This window comes from Roseateles chitinivorans, assembly GCF_050632145.1.
GTDB classification, from domain to species: Bacteria; Pseudomonadota; Gammaproteobacteria; order Burkholderiales; family Burkholderiaceae_C; genus Roseateles; species Roseateles chitinivorans_B.
In genome coordinates this window covers 6,607,117-6,625,149 of sequence record NZ_CP192577.1, presented here as the reverse complement: position 1 = coordinate 6,625,149, position 18,033 = coordinate 6,607,117, and the positions used below count along the sequence as shown (strand labels likewise).

General features: G+C 68.9%; 16 protein-coding genes and 1 tRNA gene. 12 read left to right on the top strand and 5 right to left on the bottom strand.

Annotated features, from left to right (window positions below; genetic code table 11):
* Positions 1-79: 79 nt before the first annotated feature.
* Positions 80-832 carry a UPF0149 family protein gene (locus ACQ86G_RS30500; RefSeq protein ID WP_431258745.1) on the bottom strand — a complete coding sequence of 251 codons (753 nt, stop codon included), beginning with the start codon at positions 830-832 and terminating at the stop codon, positions 80-82.
* 123 nt (positions 833-955) lie between these two features.
* A complete protein-coding gene (gene alaS / locus ACQ86G_RS30495) occupies positions 956-3,589 on the bottom strand; it encodes an alanine--tRNA ligase (protein WP_431258744.1) in 2,634 nt (877 codons plus the stop codon).
* A 271-nt stretch (positions 3,590-3,860) separates the two neighbouring features.
* On the opposite strand from alaS, the gene ACQ86G_RS30490 reads away from it, so the two are divergent.
* Entirely contained in the window at positions 3,861-5,339 is a 1,479-nt protein-coding gene (locus ACQ86G_RS30490) for an NAD-dependent succinate-semialdehyde dehydrogenase (RefSeq protein WP_431261536.1), read from the top strand.
* Between the two features lie 71 nt (positions 5,340-5,410).
* On the opposite strand, the gene ACQ86G_RS30485 is transcribed toward ACQ86G_RS30490, so the two are convergent.
* Entirely contained in the window at positions 5,411-6,307 is an 897-nt protein-coding gene (locus tag ACQ86G_RS30485; RefSeq protein WP_431258743.1) for a LysR substrate-binding domain-containing protein, read from the bottom strand.
* 260 nt (positions 6,308-6,567) lie between these two features.
* On the opposite strand from ACQ86G_RS30485, the gene ACQ86G_RS30480 reads away from it, so the two are divergent.
* The 10 genes from ACQ86G_RS30480 (at position 6,568) to ACQ86G_RS30435 (ending at position 13,482) form a co-directional block, all read left to right on the top strand.
* The gene (locus ACQ86G_RS30480) at positions 6,568-6,843 is read left to right on the top strand and encodes a type II toxin-antitoxin system RelE/ParE family toxin (RefSeq protein ID WP_431258742.1); all 276 of its coding nucleotides are present in this window, start codon (positions 6,568-6,570) and stop codon (positions 6,841-6,843) included.
* Between the two features lie 16 nt (positions 6,844-6,859).
* On the top strand, positions 6,860-7,150 hold the full coding sequence (locus ACQ86G_RS30475; protein WP_431258741.1) for a helix-turn-helix domain-containing protein: 291 nt from the start codon (positions 6,860-6,862) through the stop codon (positions 7,148-7,150).
* A 111-nt stretch (positions 7,151-7,261) separates the two neighbouring features.
* Complete coding sequence (locus tag ACQ86G_RS30470) at positions 7,262-8,470, top strand: MFS transporter (RefSeq protein ID WP_431258740.1); 1,209 nt, start codon at positions 7,262-7,264, stop codon at positions 8,468-8,470.
* A gap of 46 nt (positions 8,471-8,516) precedes the next feature.
* Positions 8,517-9,347, top strand: coding sequence for a 2,5-didehydrogluconate reductase DkgB (dkgB, locus tag ACQ86G_RS30465; protein ID WP_431258739.1), 831 nt, complete (start codon positions 8,517-8,519; stop codon positions 9,345-9,347).
* Positions 9,348-9,496: 149 nt separating this feature from the next.
* Positions 9,497-10,018, top strand: coding sequence for a hypothetical protein (locus ACQ86G_RS30460; RefSeq protein WP_431258738.1), 522 nt, complete (start codon positions 9,497-9,499; stop codon positions 10,016-10,018).
* A 49-nt stretch (positions 10,019-10,067) separates the two neighbouring features.
* Positions 10,068-10,142: transfer RNA gene (locus ACQ86G_RS30455), tRNA-Gly, on the top strand.
* Between the two features lie 103 nt (positions 10,143-10,245).
* Positions 10,246-10,401 carry a hypothetical protein gene (locus tag ACQ86G_RS30450; RefSeq protein WP_431258737.1) on the top strand — a complete coding sequence of 52 codons (156 nt, stop codon included), beginning with the start codon at positions 10,246-10,248 and terminating at the stop codon, positions 10,399-10,401.
* A 23-nt stretch (positions 10,402-10,424) separates the two neighbouring features.
* Positions 10,425-11,216, top strand: a complete 792-nt coding sequence (locus tag ACQ86G_RS30445) for a hypothetical protein (protein WP_431258736.1) — start codon at positions 10,425-10,427, stop codon at positions 11,214-11,216.
* A 115-nt stretch (positions 11,217-11,331) separates the two neighbouring features.
* Positions 11,332-12,534 carry an MFS transporter gene (locus ACQ86G_RS30440; protein WP_431258735.1) on the top strand — a complete coding sequence of 401 codons (1,203 nt, stop codon included), beginning with the start codon at positions 11,332-11,334 and terminating at the stop codon, positions 12,532-12,534.
* A gap of 30 nt (positions 12,535-12,564) precedes the next feature.
* Positions 12,565-13,482 (top strand): aspartyl/asparaginyl beta-hydroxylase domain-containing protein, encoded by a 918-nt coding sequence (locus ACQ86G_RS30435; RefSeq protein ID WP_431258734.1) that lies wholly within the window; start codon positions 12,565-12,567, stop codon positions 13,480-13,482.
* A 74-nt stretch (positions 13,483-13,556) separates the two neighbouring features.
* Here the strand turns inward: ACQ86G_RS30435 and ACQ86G_RS30430 are convergent, their stop codons facing one another.
* The gene (locus ACQ86G_RS30430; protein ID WP_431261535.1) at positions 13,557-14,357 is read right to left on the bottom strand and encodes a dioxygenase family protein; all 801 of its coding nucleotides are present in this window, start codon (positions 14,355-14,357) and stop codon (positions 13,557-13,559) included.
* Positions 14,358-14,609: 252 nt separating this feature from the next.
* Here ACQ86G_RS30430 and ACQ86G_RS30425 point away from each other — a divergent pair, with 252 nt between their 5' ends.
* Positions 14,610-17,102: an ABC transporter permease gene (locus tag ACQ86G_RS30425; RefSeq protein ID WP_431258733.1), complete on the top strand. Its 2,493-nt coding sequence runs from the start codon at positions 14,610-14,612 to the stop codon at positions 17,100-17,102.
* Positions 17,103-17,158: 56 nt separating this feature from the next.
* On the opposite strand, the gene folD is transcribed toward ACQ86G_RS30425, so the two are convergent.
* Positions 17,159-18,016: a bifunctional methylenetetrahydrofolate dehydrogenase/methenyltetrahydrofolate cyclohydrolase FolD gene (folD, locus tag ACQ86G_RS30420; protein WP_088409068.1), complete on the bottom strand. Its 858-nt coding sequence runs from the start codon at positions 18,014-18,016 to the stop codon at positions 17,159-17,161.
* Between the last annotated feature and the right edge of the window lie 17 nt (positions 18,017-18,033).

Genomic DNA, 18,033 nt, shown 5'->3' with positions numbered 1-18,033 from the left:
TTGAATGAGAAACGCCGGCGCGAGGCCGGCGTCGGTGCGAGGCGGTGCGTGTCCGCCGTCGGTCGCCCTGCCGGGCGGATCAGTGCGTCGTGTCCGGATCCGAGGTCAGGCCGGAGATCGCTTCCTTCAGCACGCGCTGCTGCATCCAGAACAGGCGCAGGTCCTGCACGGTGAACAGCATGTCGTCGATCAGTGCGTTCTGGTCGATGCCTTCCGGCTCTTCGTAGGCGCGCTGGACGTACTCGGCGCGCGGCGTCGAGTCCTCGGCCAGCGTCACGGCCTCGATCGCTTCGAGCATCGCCTGCAGGTCGTCGGCGCCGTCGCCGGCGGGCAGCGTCCACGCGTTCGAGTCGTCGACCGCCTGCAGGAAGCCCTGGGCCCACATCGCGCCGGGCGCGGGCATGCGTTCCAGCAGCTCCGCGGTGATCGAGCCCTGCGCGACCAGCTCGGCCTTGGTCTCCTCGTCGAACTCGGAGATCAGCGGCGTCAGGTGCATCTGCTCGGGCGCTTCGAGCAGCGGCTGCGGCTCGAGGCTGTCGCCGATCTCGTTCCAGCGCACATGCAGCGCTTCCATGAACGCGTCGGTCAGGTCCTGCTCGTCGAGGCCGGCAGGCCAGTCCTCGCCGAACAGCGCGTCCATCGCCTGGATGGGCGCGGCATCGGACGGGCCGACGCGCAGGGCGGTCAGGTAACCGTCCATCGTGTCCAGCGTGATCGCCGGCGCATCCGGATCGGCCTGTCCGGCCAGCACGGCCAGCAGCTCGCCGAGGCGCTGCGCGTTCTCGACGTCGATCGCGTCGGCGAAATCGTCGTCCATCGGGGTGTCAGTCATGGTTGCTCCAGTGGCTTGAAACGACAAGGGCCCGACCGGGGCCCTTGAAGAGGTTGTTCGTCGGAACTCCGGGGTGGACGGTTCGATCGTCGTCCGCGTCCCGGAGTTTGTGCTGCAGAGGTGTCAGACGCGTTCGCCGACCCAGGCCTGCACGCTCGCGAGCGCGGCGGGCAGGGCCTTGGCGTCGGTGCCGCCGGCCATCGCCAGGTCCGGCTTGCCGCCGCCCTTGCCGCCGACCTGCTGCGCGACGAAGTTGACGAGCTCGCCGGCCTTCACCTTGCCGATGCTGTCCGCGGTCACGCCGGCGGCCAGCTGGACCTTGTCGCCGTCGACGGCGGCCAGCACGATCGCGGCGGTCTTGAGCTTGTCCTTGAGCTTGTCCATCGTCTCGCGCAGCGTCTTGGCGTCGGCGCCGACCAGCGTCGCCGCCAGCACCTTCAGTCCCTTGACGTCGACGGCCTGAGCCATCAGTTCGTCGCCCTGCGCGGAGGCCAGCTTGCTCTTGGCGGCGGTGAGTTCCTTCTCCAGCGCGCGGAGCTGTTCCAGCACCGCCTGCACGCGCGGTTCCAGTTCGGCGGGCGCGGCCTTCAGCGTGCCGGCGACGGCCTGCACGGTCGACTCCAGCGACTGCAGGTAATGCAGCGCGTTGTCGCCGGTGACGGCCTCGACACGGCGGATGCCGGCCGCGACGCCGCTCTCGGCGACGATCTTGAACAGGCCGATGTCGCCGGTGCGGCGCACGTGCGTGCCGCCGCAGAGTTCCTTGGACGAGCCGATGCTCAGCACGCGCACGGTCTCGCCGTACTTCTCGCCGAACAGCATCATCGCGCCGCTCTTCTGCGCGTCGTCCAGCGCCATGACGGCGGCCTGCGTGTCGGCGTTGGCCAGGATCTCGGCGTTGACGATGGCCTCGACCTTGCGGATCTCCTCGGCCGTCATCGGCGCGGTGTGCGCGAAGTCGAAGCGGGTGCGCTCGGCGTTGACCAGCGAGCCCTTCTGCTGGACGTGCGCGCCCAGCACTTCGCGCAGCGCCTTGTGCATCAGGTGGGTCGCGCTGTGGTTGCGGATCGTCTTCGCGCGGCGCTCGGCGTCGACCTTGGCGGCGAAGACGTCGCCGACCTTGACCGTGCCTTCGACGACCTGCGCATGGTGGCCGAACACGTCGGCCTGGATCTTCAGCGTGTCGTCGACGACCAAGCGGGTCGTCGCGTTGCGCAGCTCGCCGGCATCGCCGACCTGGCCACCGCTTTCCGCATAGAACGGCGTGTGGTCGAGCACGACCACGACGTCGTCGCCCGCGTCGGCGCTCTGCACCGCGCTGCCGTCGATGTAGAGCGCGACGACCTTGGCGTCTTCACGCGCGAGGTGGTCGTAGCCGTGGAAGGTGGTGGCGGCGCCGGTGTACGCCAGGCCCTGCGCCATCTTGAACTTGCCGGCCTGACGGCCGCGGTTCTTCTGTTCTTCCAGCAGGCGATTGAATTCGGCCTCGTCGACGGTCACGCCACGCTCGCGGCAGACGTCGGCGGTCAGGTCGACCGGGAAGCCGTAGGTGTCGTGCAGCTTGAAGGCGGTGTCGCCGTCGATCTGCGTCGCGCCGCCGGCCAGGGCCGACTCCAGCAGTTCCATGCCGGTGGCGATGGTCTTGAAGAAGCGTTCCTCTTCCTGCTTCAGCACCTCGGTGACGCGGGCCTCATCGCGGCGCAGCTCGGGGTAGGCCTCGCCCATCTCCTTGGCCAGCGCGGCCACGAGCTTGTGGAAGAAGGGCGCGCGCGCGCCCAGCTTGTAGCCGTGGCGGATCGCGCGACGCGCGATGCGGCGCAGCACGTAGCCGCGGCCGGCGTTGCCCGGGATCACGCCGTCGACGACGGTGAACGAGCAGGCGCGGATGTGGTCGGCGATGACCTTGAGCGACGGCGACTCCTTGTCGCAGTCGCCGGTGCCGGGCGTGGCCGCGTCGACGCTCTGCTTGGCCGCGGCCAGCAGGTTCACGAACAGGTCGATCTCGTAGTTCGAGTGCACGTGCTGCAGCACGGCCGCCAGACGCTCCAGCCCCATGCCGGTGTCGACGCTGGGCTTGGGCAGCTTGTGCATCACGCCGTCTTCAGTCCGGTTGAACTGCATGAAGACGTTGTTCCAGATCTCGATGTAGCGGTCGCCGTCCTCGTTGGGCGATCCCGGAGGGCCGCCGGCCACGTCCGGGCCGTGGTCGTAGAAGATCTCGGTGCAGGGGCCGCAGGGGCCCGTGTCGCCCATCATCCAGAAGTTGTCGGACATGTAGCGGCCGCCCTTGTTGTCGCCGATGCGCACGATGCGCTCGGCGGGCACGCCCACCTGCTTGTTCCAGATCTCGTAGGCCTCGTCGTCCTCGGAGTAGACGGTCACCCACAGCTTCTCGGCCGGCAGCTTGAAGTGCTCGGTCAGCAGTTCCCAGGCGAAGCCGATGGCGTCCTTCTTGAAGTAGTCGCCGAAGCTGAAGTTGCCCAGCATCTCGAAGAAGGTGTGGTGGCGCGCCGTGTAGCCGACGTTGTCCAGGTCGTTGTGCTTGCCGCCGGCGCGGATGCACTTCTGCGCCGTGGTCGCGCGCGAGTAGGCCCGCTTGTCGAAGCCCAGGAACACGTCCTTGAACTGGTTCATGCCCGCGTTGGTGAACAGCAGCGTCGGGTCGTCGCCGGGCACGACCGGGCTGGACGCGACGATCTGGTGGCCCTTGGACTCGAAGAACTTCAGGAAGGTGTGGCGGATCTCTGCGGCTTTCATGCCTGTCCTTTGCTTGATGGGCCTGGCGGGGTCGGATGTGGCGCAGCCGGGGCTGCGACATGAATCGGTGGGTTGAACCGGTTTCTGGATTCAGTTTGTATCTTCGCGGGTGCGCGGTTTGCCGCTCTTCCTTCAGGAATGGCGGGGCCTGGCGCTTGATTTCGCGAAGCTTTCGATTATAGGAGCCGAGGCCGTTGACACGGTGTTGACATGGCGGTCACGGTGCCGCCGCTAGGATGCCGGCCTTCCACGGAGAAACGACATGGCGACGATGGACCCCAAGACCTCCCCGCTGGCGCAGCTCAAGGACCCGAGCCTGCTGAAGACCGACGCGCTGATCAACGGCGAATGGGTGGGTGGCGCGAGCCGCTTCGACGTGGTGGATCCGGCGACCGGCGTGCTGCTGACGCATGTGGCGAACCTCGGCGCTTCGGAGGCCGACGCCGCCGTGACTGCCGCGAACGCCGCCTGGCCGGCCTGGCGGGCGAAGACGGCCAAGGAGCGCGCCTCGATCCTGATGCGCTGGTACCACCTGCTGACGCAGCATGCGGACGACCTGGCGCGCATCCTGACGGCGGAGCAGGGCAAGCCCTTGGCCGAAGCGCGCGGCGAGATCGCCTACGGCGCGAGCTTCGTCGAATGGTTCGCCGAGGAATCCAAGCGCGTGCGCGGCGAGATCGTGCCGACGACCGACGCGACCAAGCGCTACATGGTCATCAAGCAGCCGGTGGGCGTGTGCGCGGCCATAACGCCGTGGAACTTCCCGCTGGCGATGATCACCCGCAAGGTGGCGCCGGCGCTGGCGGCGGGATGCCCGGTCGTGATCAAGCCGGCCGAGCAGACGCCGCTGACCGCGCTGGCCGCGGCGGAGCTGGCGCAGCGTGCCGGCATGCCGGCCGGCGTGCTGAACGTGATCACCGGTGACGGCGAGCAGTCGATCGCCATCGGCAAGGTCCTGTGCGAGAGCGACGTGGTGCGGCACCTGTCGTTCACCGGCTCCACGGAGGTCGGCCGGATCCTGATGGCGCAGTGCGCGCCGACGATCAAGAAGCTGTCGCTGGAGCTGGGCGGCAATGCGCCGTTCCTGGTCTTCGACGACGCCGACATCGACAGCGCCGTCGAGGGCGCGATCGCCAGCAAGTACCGCAACGCCGGCCAGACCTGCGTGTGCGCGAACCGGCTCTACGTGCAGGCGGGGGTGTACGACGCGTTCGTGGCGAAGCTGGCGGAGAAGGTCGGCGCGCTGAAGGTCGGCAACGGCTTCGAGCCCGGCGTGACGCAGGGGCCGCTGATCGAGGACGCGGCGATCGAGAAGGTCGAGCGGCACGTCGCCGACGCGGTGGAGAAGGGCGCCAAGGTGCTGGTCGGCGGCGCGCGGCTGCACGACCGCTTCTTCCAGCCGACGGTGCTGTCGGAGGCGACGTCGGACATGCTGTGCGCGCGCGAGGAGACCTTCGGCCCGGTGGCGCCGGTGTTCCGCTTCGGCACGGAGGCCGAGGGCGTCGCGCTGGCCAACGCCACCGAGTTCGGCCTGGCGAGCTACTTCTACGCCCGCGACATCGGCCGGATCACGCGCGTGTCCGAAGGCCTGGAGTACGGGATGGTCGGCATCAACACGGGCCTGATCTCGACGGCCGAGGTGCCCTTCGGCGGCGTGAAGCAGTCGGGCCTGGGTCGCGAGGGCGGCCATCAGGGCATCGACGAGTACGTCGAGACGAAGTACCTGTGCGTGGGCGACGTGAACAAGTGATCGCGGCGTGACGCCGCGCGCCGCACCCGGGCGGCGCGGCTGGCCCGGACGGCCAGATCCGCCCGGACGAGTCAGGCGGTGAGCGTCGCCATCTCGACGGCGAGGTAGTCGAGGAAGCAGGTGATGCGTGAAGCCAGCGCGGTGTTGCGGTAGTAGACCGCGTGCACCGGCTGGCGGGTGTCGACCGTGTGCGTCGCGAGGACCTGCACCAGCGTCCCGTCGGCGCGATCCCGCGCAGTCATGAAGTCCGACAGCGCCACGACGCCCTGGCCGGCCAGCGCCAGCTGCCGCAGCGTCTCGCCCGAGGACGCGCTCACGGCGGCCTGGATCGGATACCCCTCGCCGCCGGACCAGCGCAGGGGCCAGGTGTTGAGGCTCTCCGGCGCGGTGAACCCGAGCAGCGCGTGGTTCGCGAGCGCCTCGACCTTCGTCGGGCGGCCGTGCGCGGTGAGATAGGCGGGACTCGCGAGCACCCGCAGCCGGAAGCTGCCGAGCGGCCGCGCATGCAGCGAGGAATCGGCCAGCGTGCCGATGCGCAACGCGACGTCGGTGCGTTGCTCCAGCAGGTCGATGATCTGGTCGCTGCTGTTGAGTTCCAGCTCGATCTGCGGGTAGCGCTCGCGGAAGCCGCCGATCAGCGGTACCAGCACATGGAGCATGAACGGCGAGGCCGCGTTCACACGCAAGCGGCCGGCGGGCTGGTCGCGGCGCAGCGCCAGTTGCTCCTCCGCGTCCTCGACCGCGGCGAGCACGCTGCGGGCGCGGGCGAGGAAGAACTGGCCCTCCTCGGTGAGTTCGAGGCGTCTCGTCGACCGTCGCATCAAGGTCGTGCCCAGCTTCTGCTCGAGGCGGCTCAACGAGCGGCTGACGGCCGAGACCGTCTGGCCGAGATGCTCCGCCGCCGCGCTGATCGACCCCGCATCGACGATGGCGGCGAGGACGGCGAGTTCATCGAGGGAGCTTTTCATGGGCGCAATGGACAGGCGAGGCTGGCGTGAATGATAGGAGCCCGACAGGGGCGCTCGAATTCCCCTCGCTCATCCCCCAACGGTGGGCCAACTTCAGGGTGACACACAACAACGCAAGTCTTGGCACTGACGGTCAGGGCAGCAATGCGTGGAGGTCGCCGTGGCAGTGTTCGTGGTCGAAGGTTTTCGTCGTTGGATGCGCAAGCAGGTGCTGGACAGAAGTCGATCTGTGCCGGGCTGTGGACGAAATGAAACGAGGCTTGATCGATGCAGATCTCGGTCATGGACTGATGAAGAAGCGGATCGCACGATCGGGTGCAGGGAAACGGTCCGGCTACCGCGCCATCGTGGCGAGTCAGCCGCCGTGCGCCTGGTTCTTCGTTCTCGGCTACGCCAAGAACCGTCAAGCCACCCTCAACCGGATGGAACTCTTGGTGTGCCGCGATCAGGGGGACTATCTGCTGGCGCTGACTCCGGCGGGCGTGAACGACGCGATCGTTCGTGGTGAATTGATTGAGGTGCCTTGTGATGCGTAAACGGAAATCGCGGATCATGACCGCCATCCTGGAGACTTCTCGTCGCTTTCATGTCAACGGACTGATGTCCTATGGCAAGTGGCGTGACTTCGAGCGGAGTTGCCGTCCGCTGCCGGCGCCGATGACGCCGGACGAAATCCGGGAGCTGGTGGGAAAGTCGGAACTCGACTATTTCACCTTCGCCCGGCTGCTCAACACGACGCCGCGGCTGGTGCTGCGGTGGCAGCAAGGGCTTGCGCGCCCGAGGGGGCCGGAATTGAAGCTGCTGCATCTGATCAGGGAACGTGGTCTGGATGGAATTTCCTGAGTTGCTTTTGATTCAATAATCATTTGGTCAATCGAGGCTTTATCTGCAAGCGGTGGATGCGCACACTGGCGGCCATTCCTCCAACTTCCCCCGCTTCGCAGGAGCCTCATCATGCCGATCGCCTTGTGGGCGCTGACCGTCAGCGCCTTCGCCATCGGGACCACGGAATTCGTCATCGTGGGCCTGATCCCGACCATGGCCGCCGACCTCGGCGTCAGCCTGCCGTCCGCGGGCCTGCTGGTCTCGCTGTACGCGCTGGGCGTCGCCATCGGCGCGCCCGTCCTCACCGCGCTCTCCGGCCGCTGGCCGCGCAAGCAGCTGCTGCTCGCGCTGATGCTGCTGTTCACCGCGGGCAACCTGCTCGCATGGCTCGCGCCCGGCTACGGCGCGCTCGTCGTCGCCCGCGTGCTGACCGGACTGGCGCACGGCGTGTTCTTCTCCATCGGCTCGACGATCGCCACCAGCCTCGTCCCGCGTGACAAGGCCGCCAGCGCCATCGCGACGATGTTCTCCGGACTCACCGTCGCACTGGTCACCGGTGTGCCGCTGGGCACCTTCGTCGGTCAGCACTTCGGCTGGCGCGCGACCTTCCTCGCCGTCGCCGCGCTCGGCTTGATCGCCTTCGTCGCCAGCCTGGCCTTCGTGCCGCGCAAGCTCGCCCAGCCCGCGCCGGCCAGCCTGCTGCATCAGCTGGAACCGCTGCGCCAGCCGCGTCTGCTGCTCGTCTACGCGATGACGGCGGTCGGGTACGGCGGCTCCTTCATCGCCTTCACCTACCTCGCACCCATCCTCCAGCAGATCAGCGGCATCTCCGCCAACGGCGTGAGCCTGGTGCTGCTCGTGTACGGCATCTCGGTCGCGGTCGGCAATGTCTGGGGCGGCAAGCTCGCGGACAGGCGCGGCCCGATCGGCGCACTCAAGCTGATCTTCCTGGGACTCGCCGCCGTGCTGTTCGTGCTGAGCATCACCGCGCAGTCGCCGATCGCCGCCGTGCTGACCGTGCTCGCCTGGGGCGCCTTCGCCTTCGGCAACGTGCCGGGTCTGCAGGTCTACGTGGTTCAGCAGGCCGAGGCCCATGCGCCCCGGGCTGTCGATGTCGCCTCGGGCCTGAACATCGCCGCCTTCAACGTCGGCATCGCCGGCGGCGCCTGGGGCGGCGGCCTGATCGTCGAGCACCTGGGGCTGATCCACACGCCCTGGATCGGCGCCCTCGTCGTGCTCGGCGCCTTCGCGCTCACCGTGCTGGCCGGGCGCCTCGACCGTCGCTTCCCGTTGCCGGCGCGAGCCGCCGGCGCCGCGCCGATCGCCGTGGGCCATTGATCGCTCACGCCCCCGACATCCTTCCGACCATCCTCTGGAGTTCCTCATGACCGCCACCGTCTCGCACCGCTCCTCCGTCCCGATGCCCGCGCTGGGCCTCGGTACCTTCCGTCTGAAGGGCCAGACCGTCATCGACGCCGTGAAGAGCGGCCTGTCGCTCGGCTACCGCCACATCGACACCGCCCAGATCTACGGCAACGAGGCCGAGGTCGGCCAGGCGATCGCCGAAAGCGGCGTGTCCCGCGCCGAACTGTTCGTCACGACCAAGATCTGGACCGAGCACCTGGCCGGGGACCGGTTGATCCCCAGCCTGCGCGAGAGCCTCGCGAAGCTGCACATGGACAGCGTCGACCTGACGCTGATCCACTGGCCGTCGCCGGGCAACGCGGTGCCGCTGAAGGAGACGCTCGAGGCGCTGATCCAAGCGAGACGCCTGGGCCTGACGCGGGCGAACGGCCTGTCCAACTTCACCGTCGCGCAGATGCGCGAGGCGATCGGTCTCGTGGGCGCCGGCGAGATCGCGACCAACCAGGTCGAGATCCATCCGTTCCTGCAGAACCGGCAAGTGGTCGATTTCGCGAAAGCGCAGAGCCTGCATCTGACGGCCTATATGCCGCTGGCCTACGGCAAGGTCATGACCGACCCCGTGCTGCTCGACATCGCCGCCCGTCATGGCACGACGCCGGCACAGGTCTCGCTGGCCTGGCTGCTGCAACGGGGCTTCACGGTGATCCCGTCGTCGACGAAACCGGCCAACCAGGCTGCCAACCTCGAAGCGCTGACGCTGCGCCTGAGCGATGACGACCTGACCCGCATCGCGACGCTGGATCGCGGTGAGCGGCTGGCCAACCCGGACTTCGCGCCCGCCTGGGATTGAAGGCGGGACCGCGTCCGCCGCACGGGCGGGCAGGGGCTGTAAGCGGATGTTCGCGAGCGTGAAATCGTGCACGCTCCATGACCGGCGAGACATGAAGCCGTTCACCTGGAGCGCATACAACCCGGGAGCCTGTGCTTTCCCACTTTTCGATGTTCCGCCTGCGCTTCCGCCCGAAACCGTCACCCGCCGTCGACCCGCACGCCGTCCGTGCCTCGGCGGCCGTCGTCGAGCACGCGGCCGTCGCCGTCGGCGCCGTCGATGCACCGTCTTCAGAATCCGACGATGAGGGCAACGATGGGGGCGACGAGCGCCGCGGCACGCCGCGCCGTGACGTGCCGCTCGGCCCGGCCGTGCGAGTCGAGTTCATGCTGCTGGGCCGCGCCCGCAGCCTCAACGTCGACGACGTCTCGCTGGGCGGGCTCGGCCTGCGCGGCACGGTCGAAGAGGGCCGCGGCCTGTTCCTCGGTCAGAAGGTGCCGCAGGCACGGGTGATGGTGGGCGATCAGCTCGTGCTGGTGGCCGACCTCGACGTGCGCCTCCGTCGCAGCTTCCGGTCGTTCCTGGCCGGCGAACAGGTCCACATCGGCTGCCGCTTCCTGGGCCTGAACCCGCTCGCCGAGGCGGAACTCCAGCGACTGCTGTCCCAGTTGATCGGACAGCGCGCGCGCTGAGCCGCTCCTCCGGGGCCAGGGCCGGCTTGGGTCATAATCCGCCTCCTCCGCGGGCGTCGTATAACGGCTATTACCTTGGCTTCCCAAGCCAATGACGAGGGTTCGACTCCCTTCGCCCGCTCCAGGTTTGCCGGACGTCGACCGTTGATCGCGACGGTGGCGATCGTTGCACGGCGCCCCCGGCGTTCAGCGCGTGGTTCCGCCACGACGGGGCAGTCAAGCGACGCATGCGTTCCTCTGATACCAACAAGTTCCTGATCACGTCGGCGCGCCATCAGTCGGGCAACGCATCGGGCCTGGCCGCCCAGTTCATCTGGCATCCGGCCGGAGGCGCCGACTTCGCGGAGAAGCAGGCGCGCGCGGCGCTCGAAGGGCCTCGGTGAGGCCGCCGGACAAGCTGGACTCCTTGAAAGGGACGCCCATCGCCATGTTCGGCGCGGGCGTGCTGGTGATTCCCGCGATGTGGGCCTTCCTGCTGGCGCCAGGGGTTGTCCTGACGATGGCACCGATCACGGGCCTCCTGTTCCTGCTGGCGGGTCTCCACATGACCTACCGCAGCCGGTTTTCGCCGGGGGAGGCGCTGTGGAGCTTTCCTCTGGTGTTGATCTTTTTCGGCAGCTTGCTGGTGGCGTCCACGACGTCGCTGGCGTGGCGGATGGCGAGGCCCGATCTGCAAGGCCTCGCGGTCGGCTTGGCTGCGCTCATCGGAGGCGGCGCATTGCTGCTGGGCTTCCTCGCGGAACGGCGACGCCTGCTGCCGAAGAAGGATGGCGTGCCGGTGGCGCTGCTGTCCACGGTGGATCTGCAGAGGCATCAATTGCACCCGCCGCCCGCCTCGGACACTCAGCCCACCATGGGCCGGATCGCGTTCCTCTCCGCGCTCGCATTGAACCTGCCGTTGCTGCTGCAGATGAACGGATTGCGCGCCGACGACATCGTGTGGCTGGCCATGCCCGTGCTCGGTGCCACGGTCACCTATGTCCTGGCGACAGGGTTTGGTCCGTCCCTGGCGCGCATCCTCGCACTCCGGGTCTTGGAGCGCCGCGACGGCCAACGGTTCACGACGAGTCGGCTCGAGGAGTTGACGCGGATGCGCCGTCATCTCTGGCTGGCGAGATGGCTGTGTCGGGAGGAGGATCTGGCTGCGCCCTCCGTGGCCGATAACGGCCGGAACGACCGGCGATCGCGGCGCCGTTGAGCGGATCCGCGCGGGCGCTTTCCATCTCCCTCGTGGGCGCTGGACGCCATGATCCGTGTTGCAATGCTGAACGTTTCCTGAACGCTCACTGAGCGTTCGCTTTCAGCAGTCCGACATGTCCGCCGCTTCTCCGATCGCCCCTCCCCAGCTCTCCGACGACCCGACGCCTGTGGCACACACGGGCTGGGCGCTGCTCGCCCTGTCCATCGGCGGTTTCGCGATCGGCACGACCGAGTTCGCGGCGATGAGCCTGGTCCCGTTCTTTGCGCCCGACCTCGGCATCGACGCGCCGGCCGCGGGTCACGTGATCAGCGCCTACGCGCTGGGCGTGGTCGTCGGCGCGCCGCTGCTGGCGGTGCTCGGCGCCAAGGTGCCGCGGCGCACGCTGCTGATCCTGCTGATGCTGGCCTTCGCCGTCGGCAACGGCCTGAGCGCGCTCGCGCCCAGCTATCACGCGATGCTGCTGTTCCGCTTCCTGAGCGGCCTGCCGCACGGCGCCTACTTCGGCGTGGGCGCGCTGGTCGCCGCCTCGCTCGTGGCGCCGGCCCGACGCTCCCAGGCCGTCAGTCTCATGATGCTGGGGCTGACTGTCGCGACCATCATCGGCGTGCCGCTGGCCAACTGGCTGGGGCAGTGGGCCGGCTGGCGCTGGGGCTTCGGCGTCGTCACGGTGCTGGCGCTGACGACCGCCGCGCTGGTCGCGATGCATGCGCCGCGCGACCGCGTGCAGCCCGGCGCGAGCGCGATGCGCGAGCTCGGCGCGCTCGGCCGCCGCCAGGTCTGGCTGACGCTGGGCATCGCGACGATCGGCTTCGGCGGCATGTTCGCCGTCTACACCTACCTCGGCTCCACGCTGCTCGAGGTCACCCGCACCGGCCCCGGCATGCTGCCGGTCGTGCTGAGCGTGTTCGGCATCGGCATGACCGCCGGGACGCTGGTGTCCGCCTGGGCCGCCGACCGCGCGCTGATGCCCACCATCGGCGGGCTGCTGCTGTGGAGCGCCGCGTCGCTGGCGCTGTACCCGTTCGCCGCCGGCAGCCTGTGGACGCTGCTGCCGGTGGTTTTCCTGATCGGTTGCGGCGGCGGTCTCGGCACCGTGCTGCAGACCCGGCTGATGGACGTCGCCGGCGAGGCGCAGACGCTGGCCGCCGCGCTGAACCACTCGGCCTTCAACGCGGCGAACGCGCTGGGCCCTTGGCTGGGCGGGCTGGCGATCGCCGCCGGCCACGGCTGGACGTCCACCGGCTGGGTGGGGGTCGCCCTGGCGTTCGGGGGCTTGATCTTCTGGGCCGTGTCGCTGGCGCTCGATCGTCGATAATCGCGGGCTTCTCTTGCTGGAGTCCCGCACATGGCCGAATGGCTGCCGCCCACGCGTTACTGGGTGCTGGCGATCTTCATCGCCTCGGCGCTGTATGCCCACTTCCGCGGCCGCGTCCGCTTCAAGCTGGCCCGCGCACTGACCGACTTCACCGTGCTGATCTCGCCGATCAACGCGGTCATGTACCTGTTCTCGCGCGCTCCGGCCACGCCCTACCTGAAGACGTCCGAGTTCCCCGAGCTGAGCCTGCTGCGCGACAACTGGCAGGTGATCCGCGAGGAAGCCCTCAAGCTCAACGACGAGGGCTACATCAAGGCCGCGTCGGGCTACAACGACATCGGCTTCAACTCGTTCTTCCGGACCGGCTGGAAGCGCTTCTACCTGAAGTGGTACGACCGGGACATGGCCTCGGCGAACGCGCTGTGCCCGAAGACGGTCGAGCTGCTCCGGCAGATCCCCGGCGTGAAGGCGGCGATGTTCGCGTCGCTGCCGCCGGGCGCGAAGCTGGTGCGCCACCGTGATCCGTACGCGGGCTCGCTGCGCTACCACCTCGGCCTGACCACGCCCAACGATCCCGGCTGCTACATCGACGTCGACGGCGAGAAGTACCACTGGAAGGACGGCGAGGACGTGATGTTCGACGAGACCTTCATCCACTACGCCGAGAACACGACCACGCACCAGCGCGTGATCCTGTTCTGCGACGTGGAGCGTCCGGTCCACTTCGCGCCGATCCGTTGGCTGAACCGTGCGTTCGGCAAGCTGGTGATGACGTCCGCCGCGACCCAGAACCTGGAGAGCGAGCCCATCGGCGGCCTCAACAAGTTCTTCTATCACGCCTACAAGGTGCGCCTGTTCTTCAAGGCGTTCAAGGCGAAGTCCCGCACCGGCTACTACGTCGTCAAGTGGGCGCTGATCCTCGGCATCCTGGCGGCGATCTTCCTCTGACGGTCCCACCGTCCTGACCGTCGCGACCGTTCCCACCGCCGCGACGCCGCCGAGGCCCTGAGGCCTCGGCTCGTTCAGCCAGCCAGCGCCTGGGACAGGCGCTGCGCCTGCGGGCCGAACGCGTAGGCATCCATCCCCAATGCGCCGAAGGTGACGCCTTCGTGGATGCGGATCGGGGCTTCCTCGCGCCCGCCCGCGCCGGCGGCGACGTACCAGGGCAGCAGGTGCTCATCCGTCGGATGCATCAGCGCGGCGCTGGGCGCCTGCGTCCGGTAGGCCGCGAGCGCCTCCCAATCACGGGCAGCGGAACGCTCCGCGAACCAGGTCCGGAAGGCCGCCGATTCGGCCATCTCCGGCGCGCCTTCCGACGATGCTCGCATCAGCAGCCGCAGGTTGTGCGTGATGCTGCCGGTGCCCAGGATCAGCACGCCTTCGCGCGACAGCGCCTGCAGCTTCTCGCCGAGTTCGATCAGTTGCGCCGGCGAGGCGTGCGCCGTCAGCGTGAGCGGGATGACGGGCACATCGGCGTCGGGGTAGAGGAACCGCAGCGAGGTCCAGATGCCGTGGTCCAGGCCGCTGTGGTCGAACACGGGCAGGGCGAGCGTCTCGCCGATCTGTGCGGTCAGCGCGCGGTCTCCCGGGGCGTCGTAGCGCAGCTGGTACAGCGCCGGAGGGAAGCCGCCGAAGTCGTACACCGCCTCGTGGCGGTCGGTGTCGAGCAGGACCGCCTCGCGTGCGGTGGTGTGGGCGGAGATCGCCAGCACCGCCTTCGGGCGGCCCCAGACGGCGTCCAGCGTCCGGCCGAGGCGTTGCATGAAGGCACCGGCCTCGCCCGGCTCCAGCGCGATCATCGGCGAGCCATGCGAGACGAACAGGGGAGGAAGTGGGTGTTCATGGCGTCCATTGAACGCCCGTGAGCCCGCCGCATCGTCAAAACCGGTTGCACGGACTGTTCAAGCCGATTGCATGGCCGCACCCCCGTGCCAGCGCGCAGGCATGGGGTTCGCTACAGTCCGCGCATGAGCGCGCACCCGTCTTCTCCGTCCGCCACCCCTGCCGGGGCCCCGGCGACCCGACCGGCCTCCGGTTCCCCCGCGGGCCGCCGCCCGCCGTCGCTGTGGCGGCAGATGGGACTGCAGACCTGGCGCGACTTCCGCGCGGGCGAACTCCACCTGCTGGTCCTGGCCCTGATGCTGGCGGTCGCCGCGGTGTGCGCGGTGGCTTTCCTGTCGGACCGGCTCGACCAGGGCCTGCGCCGCGATGCGGCGCAACTGCTCGGTGGCGACGCGGTCGTCGCGAGCGATCAACCGACGCCGGCTCCGGTGCGAGCGCTCGCCGAGCGTCTGAACCTGCGCAGTGTCGAGACGCTGAACTTCCCCAGCATGGCGCGCGCCAATGAAGACCAGGGCGGCGGCAGCCGCCTGGTGGCGGTGAAGTCGGTCAGTCCGCGTTATCCGCTGCGCGGCGCGCTGTCGTTGAAGGACGGCCGCCAGGTCGGCGCGCCGGCCGCCGGCACCGTGTGGGTCGACACCGGCGTGCTCAGTGCGCTCGGCCTGAAGGTCGGCGATCCGCTGCTGCTCGGTGATTCGACGCTGAAGATCGCCGGCGAGATCTCGAACGAGCCCGATCGCGGCGCCGGATTCATGAACTTCGCGCCGCGCGTGATGCTGGCGCAGTCCGACATCGCCGCGACCGCGCTGATCCAGCCCGCGAGCCGCATCACCTACCGTTTCGCGGTGATCGGTGACGCGACCGCGGTGCAGCAGTTCAACACGCAGACGCGCCAGCAGCTGAAGGACGGCAACTGGCGCGGCGTGCGGCTGGAGTCGCTGGAGACCGGCCGCCCCGAGATGCGCCAGACGCTGGACCGCGCGACCAAGTTCCTGAACCTCGTTGCGCTGCTGGCCGCGTTGCTGGCGGCGATCGCGGTCGCGCTCGCGGCACGGGAATTCGCCAACCGCCACCTCGACGACTGCGCGATGCTGCGCGTGCTCGGCCAGCCGCAGCGACGCCTCACCTGGGTGTTCACGCTGGAGTTCGCCACCGTCGGCTTCATCGGCAGCGCGATCGGCGTGCTGCTCGGCTTCCTGCTGCATTACGGCTTCATCGCGATGCTCGCCGGGTTGATCGAGGTCAACCTGCCCGCGCCCGGCATCTGGCCGGTGCTGCTGGGCCTGGGGATGGGCATGAGCCTGCTGCTGGGCTTCGGCCTGCCGCCGGTGCTGCAGCTGGCCGCCGTGCCGCCGCTGCGCGTGATCCGGCGCGAGCTGGGTCGTCCGAAGATGGGCTCGATCGCCGTGCTGCTGGCCGGCGTCATCGGCTTCTCCGCGGTGCTGACGGCGCTGTCGGCGGACTGGCGCCTGGGGCTGTTCGCGACCGGCGGCTTCGCGGTCGCGCTGGGCCTCTTCGCGCTGCTCGCCTACGGCGCGGTGCTGGCGCTGCGGCGGCTCGTGCCGCAGGCCGGCGCGCCGCGCTGGCTGCTGCTGGCGACGCGGCAGGTCGCCGCGCGGCCGGCCTTCGCCGTGCTGCAGGTGGGCTCGCTGTCGCTGGGGCTGCTCGCGCTGGCGCTGCTGGTGCTGATGCGCACCGACCTGATCGAGAGCTGGCGCGCGGCGACGCCGGTGAACGCGCCGGACCGCTTCGTGATCAATATCCAGCCGGAGCAGGGGCCGGGCTTCCGTGCCGATCTCGACAAGTCCGGCGTCAAGGACTACGACTGGTACCCGATGATCCGCGGCCGCCTGGTCGCCATCAACGGCGAGGCGATCAAGGCCAACCGATTCACCGAGGAGCGCGCCCAACGTCTGGTGGAGCGCGAGTTCAACCTCAGCCACAGCGCCGAGCTGCCGTCGCACAACCTGATCGCCGGCGGCAAGTGGACGCCGGAGGACAAGGAGGGCGTCAGCGTCGAGCAGGGTCTGGCGGAGCAGCTCGGTCTGAAGCTCGGCGACACGATGCGCTTCGACATCGCGGGTGTGCTGGTCGACTCGAAGATCACCTCGCTGCGCAAGGTCGACTGGGGATCGATGCGGGTGAACTTCTTCGTGCTCTACCCGCGCGCTCAGATGCCGGAACTGCCGGTCAGCTACATCTCCGCCTACCGCTCGCCGCAGGGGCAGGGTGAGGCCGTGGCGCTGGACCGCAAGCTGGTCAACGAGTTCCCGAACCTCACGCTGATCGACGTCTCCGCCGAGCTCAAGCAGGTGCAGCAGGTGCTGGAGCAGGTGATCATGGCCGTGCAACTGCTGTTCGCGGTGGCGCTGGCGCTGGGCGTTGTGGTGCTGCTGGTGGCAGCGGTGGGGTCACGTGATGCGCGCACGCGGGAGTTCGCGCTGATGCGCGCCTTCGGCGCGTCGAGCGCGCTGCTGGCGGCAGTGCAGCGCGCGGAGTTGCTCGGGTTGGGCGCGCTCGCCGGCTTCCTCGCGGGGATCGCCGCGCAGGCGCTGGGTTGGGCACTGACGCACTACGCCTTCGAGTTCGAATGGCAGTTCAAGCCCTGGGTGCTGATCGGCACCACCATCGGTGGCGCCGTGCTGGCGCAGCTCGCCGGCTGGTGGGCGCTGCGCGGCGTGCTGCAGCGCCCGGTGGTGCAGACGCTGCGCGAGGCGGACACGAACTGACCGCTGATACGACAACGGGCGGCCAGTGGCCGCCCGTTGTCATGGTGCGATGAGGATCAGCGAGCGGCGGCGGCGCGCTCAGCCGATTCCATCGTGTTGACCAGCAGCATCGTGATCGTCATTGGCCCGACGCCGCCCGGCACCGGCGTGATCCAGCCGGCGACTTCCTTGACGCCGTCGAAGTCGACGTCGCCGCAGAGCTTGCCTTCCTCGGTGCGGTTCATCCCGACGTCCAAGACGACCGCACCCGGCTTGACCATGTCGGCGGTCAGCACGTTGCGCTTGCCCACCGCCGCCACGACGATGTCGGCCTGGCGCGTGAAGTGGGCCAGGTCCGGCGTCGCGCTGTGGCACACCGTCACCGTCGCGTTGGCCTGCAGCAGCAGCATCGCCATCGGCTTGCCGACGATGTTGCTGCGGCCGATCACGACGGCGTGCTTGCCCTTGGTGTCGTAGCCGATGAACTCCAGCATCTTCATGCAGCCATACGGCGTGCAAGGCTTGAAGCCCTCCTGCCCGACCATCAGCGCGCCCGCGCTCGCGACGTGGAAGCCGTCGACGTCCTTCTCCGGCGCGATCGCCTCGATGACCTTGTGTGCATCGATGCCCTTGGGCAGCGGCAGCTGCACCAGGATGCCGTGGATCGAGGGATCGTTGTTCAGCGCGTCGACGCGAGCGAGCAGCTCCGCCTCGGTCATCGTGTCGGCGTACTTCTCCAGCACCGAATGCAGGCCCGCGTCCTCGCAGGCCTTGACCTTGTTGCGCACGTAGACCTGGCTCGCGGGGTTGTCGCCGACCAGCACCACGGCCAGTCCCGGCTTCACGCCCTGGGCGGTCAGCGCGGCGGCGCGCGTCGCCACTTCGGCGCGCAGTTGCTTGGACAGGGCGTTGCCGTCGATCAGTTGTGCGGTCATGTCGGTACTCCGGAACT

Bases quoted from the DNA above. Each gene is read 5' to 3' on its own strand.
- ACQ86G_RS30485 (WP_431258743.1), bottom strand. From the start codon at position 6,307: ATGAAAAGCTCCCTCGATGAACTCGCCGTCCTCGCCGCCATCGTCGAT.
- ACQ86G_RS30425 (WP_431258733.1), top strand. From the start codon at position 14,610: ATGGGACTGCAGACCTGGCGCGACTTCCGCGCGGGCGAACTCCACCTG.
- dkgB (WP_431258739.1), top strand. From the start codon at position 8,517: ATGACCGCCACCGTCTCGCACCGCTCCTCCGTCCCGATGCCCGCGCTG.
- ACQ86G_RS30475 (WP_431258741.1), top strand. From the start codon at position 6,860: ATGACCGCCATCCTGGAGACTTCTCGTCGCTTTCATGTCAACGGACTG.
- ACQ86G_RS30490 (WP_431261536.1), top strand. From the start codon at position 3,861: ATGGACCCCAAGACCTCCCCGCTGGCGCAGCTCAAGGACCCGAGCCTG.
- ACQ86G_RS30470 (WP_431258740.1), top strand. From the start codon at position 7,262: ATGCCGATCGCCTTGTGGGCGCTGACCGTCAGCGCCTTCGCCATCGGG.
- ACQ86G_RS30435 (WP_431258734.1), top strand. From the start codon at position 12,565: ATGGCCGAATGGCTGCCGCCCACGCGTTACTGGGTGCTGGCGATCTTC.
- ACQ86G_RS30500 (WP_431258745.1), bottom strand. From the start codon at position 832: ATGACTGACACCCCGATGGACGACGATTTCGCCGACGCGATCGACGTC.
- ACQ86G_RS30460 (WP_431258738.1), top strand. From the start codon at position 9,497: ATGTTCCGCCTGCGCTTCCGCCCGAAACCGTCACCCGCCGTCGACCCG.
- alaS (WP_431258744.1), bottom strand. From the start codon at position 3,589: ATGAAAGCCGCAGAGATCCGCCACACCTTCCTGAAGTTCTTCGAGTCC.
- ACQ86G_RS30440 (WP_431258735.1), top strand. From the start codon at position 11,332: ATGTCCGCCGCTTCTCCGATCGCCCCTCCCCAGCTCTCCGACGACCCG.
- ACQ86G_RS30450 (WP_431258737.1), top strand. From the start codon at position 10,246: ATGCGTTCCTCTGATACCAACAAGTTCCTGATCACGTCGGCGCGCCAT.
- folD (WP_088409068.1), bottom strand. From the start codon at position 18,016: ATGACCGCACAACTGATCGACGGCAACGCCCTGTCCAAGCAACTGCGC.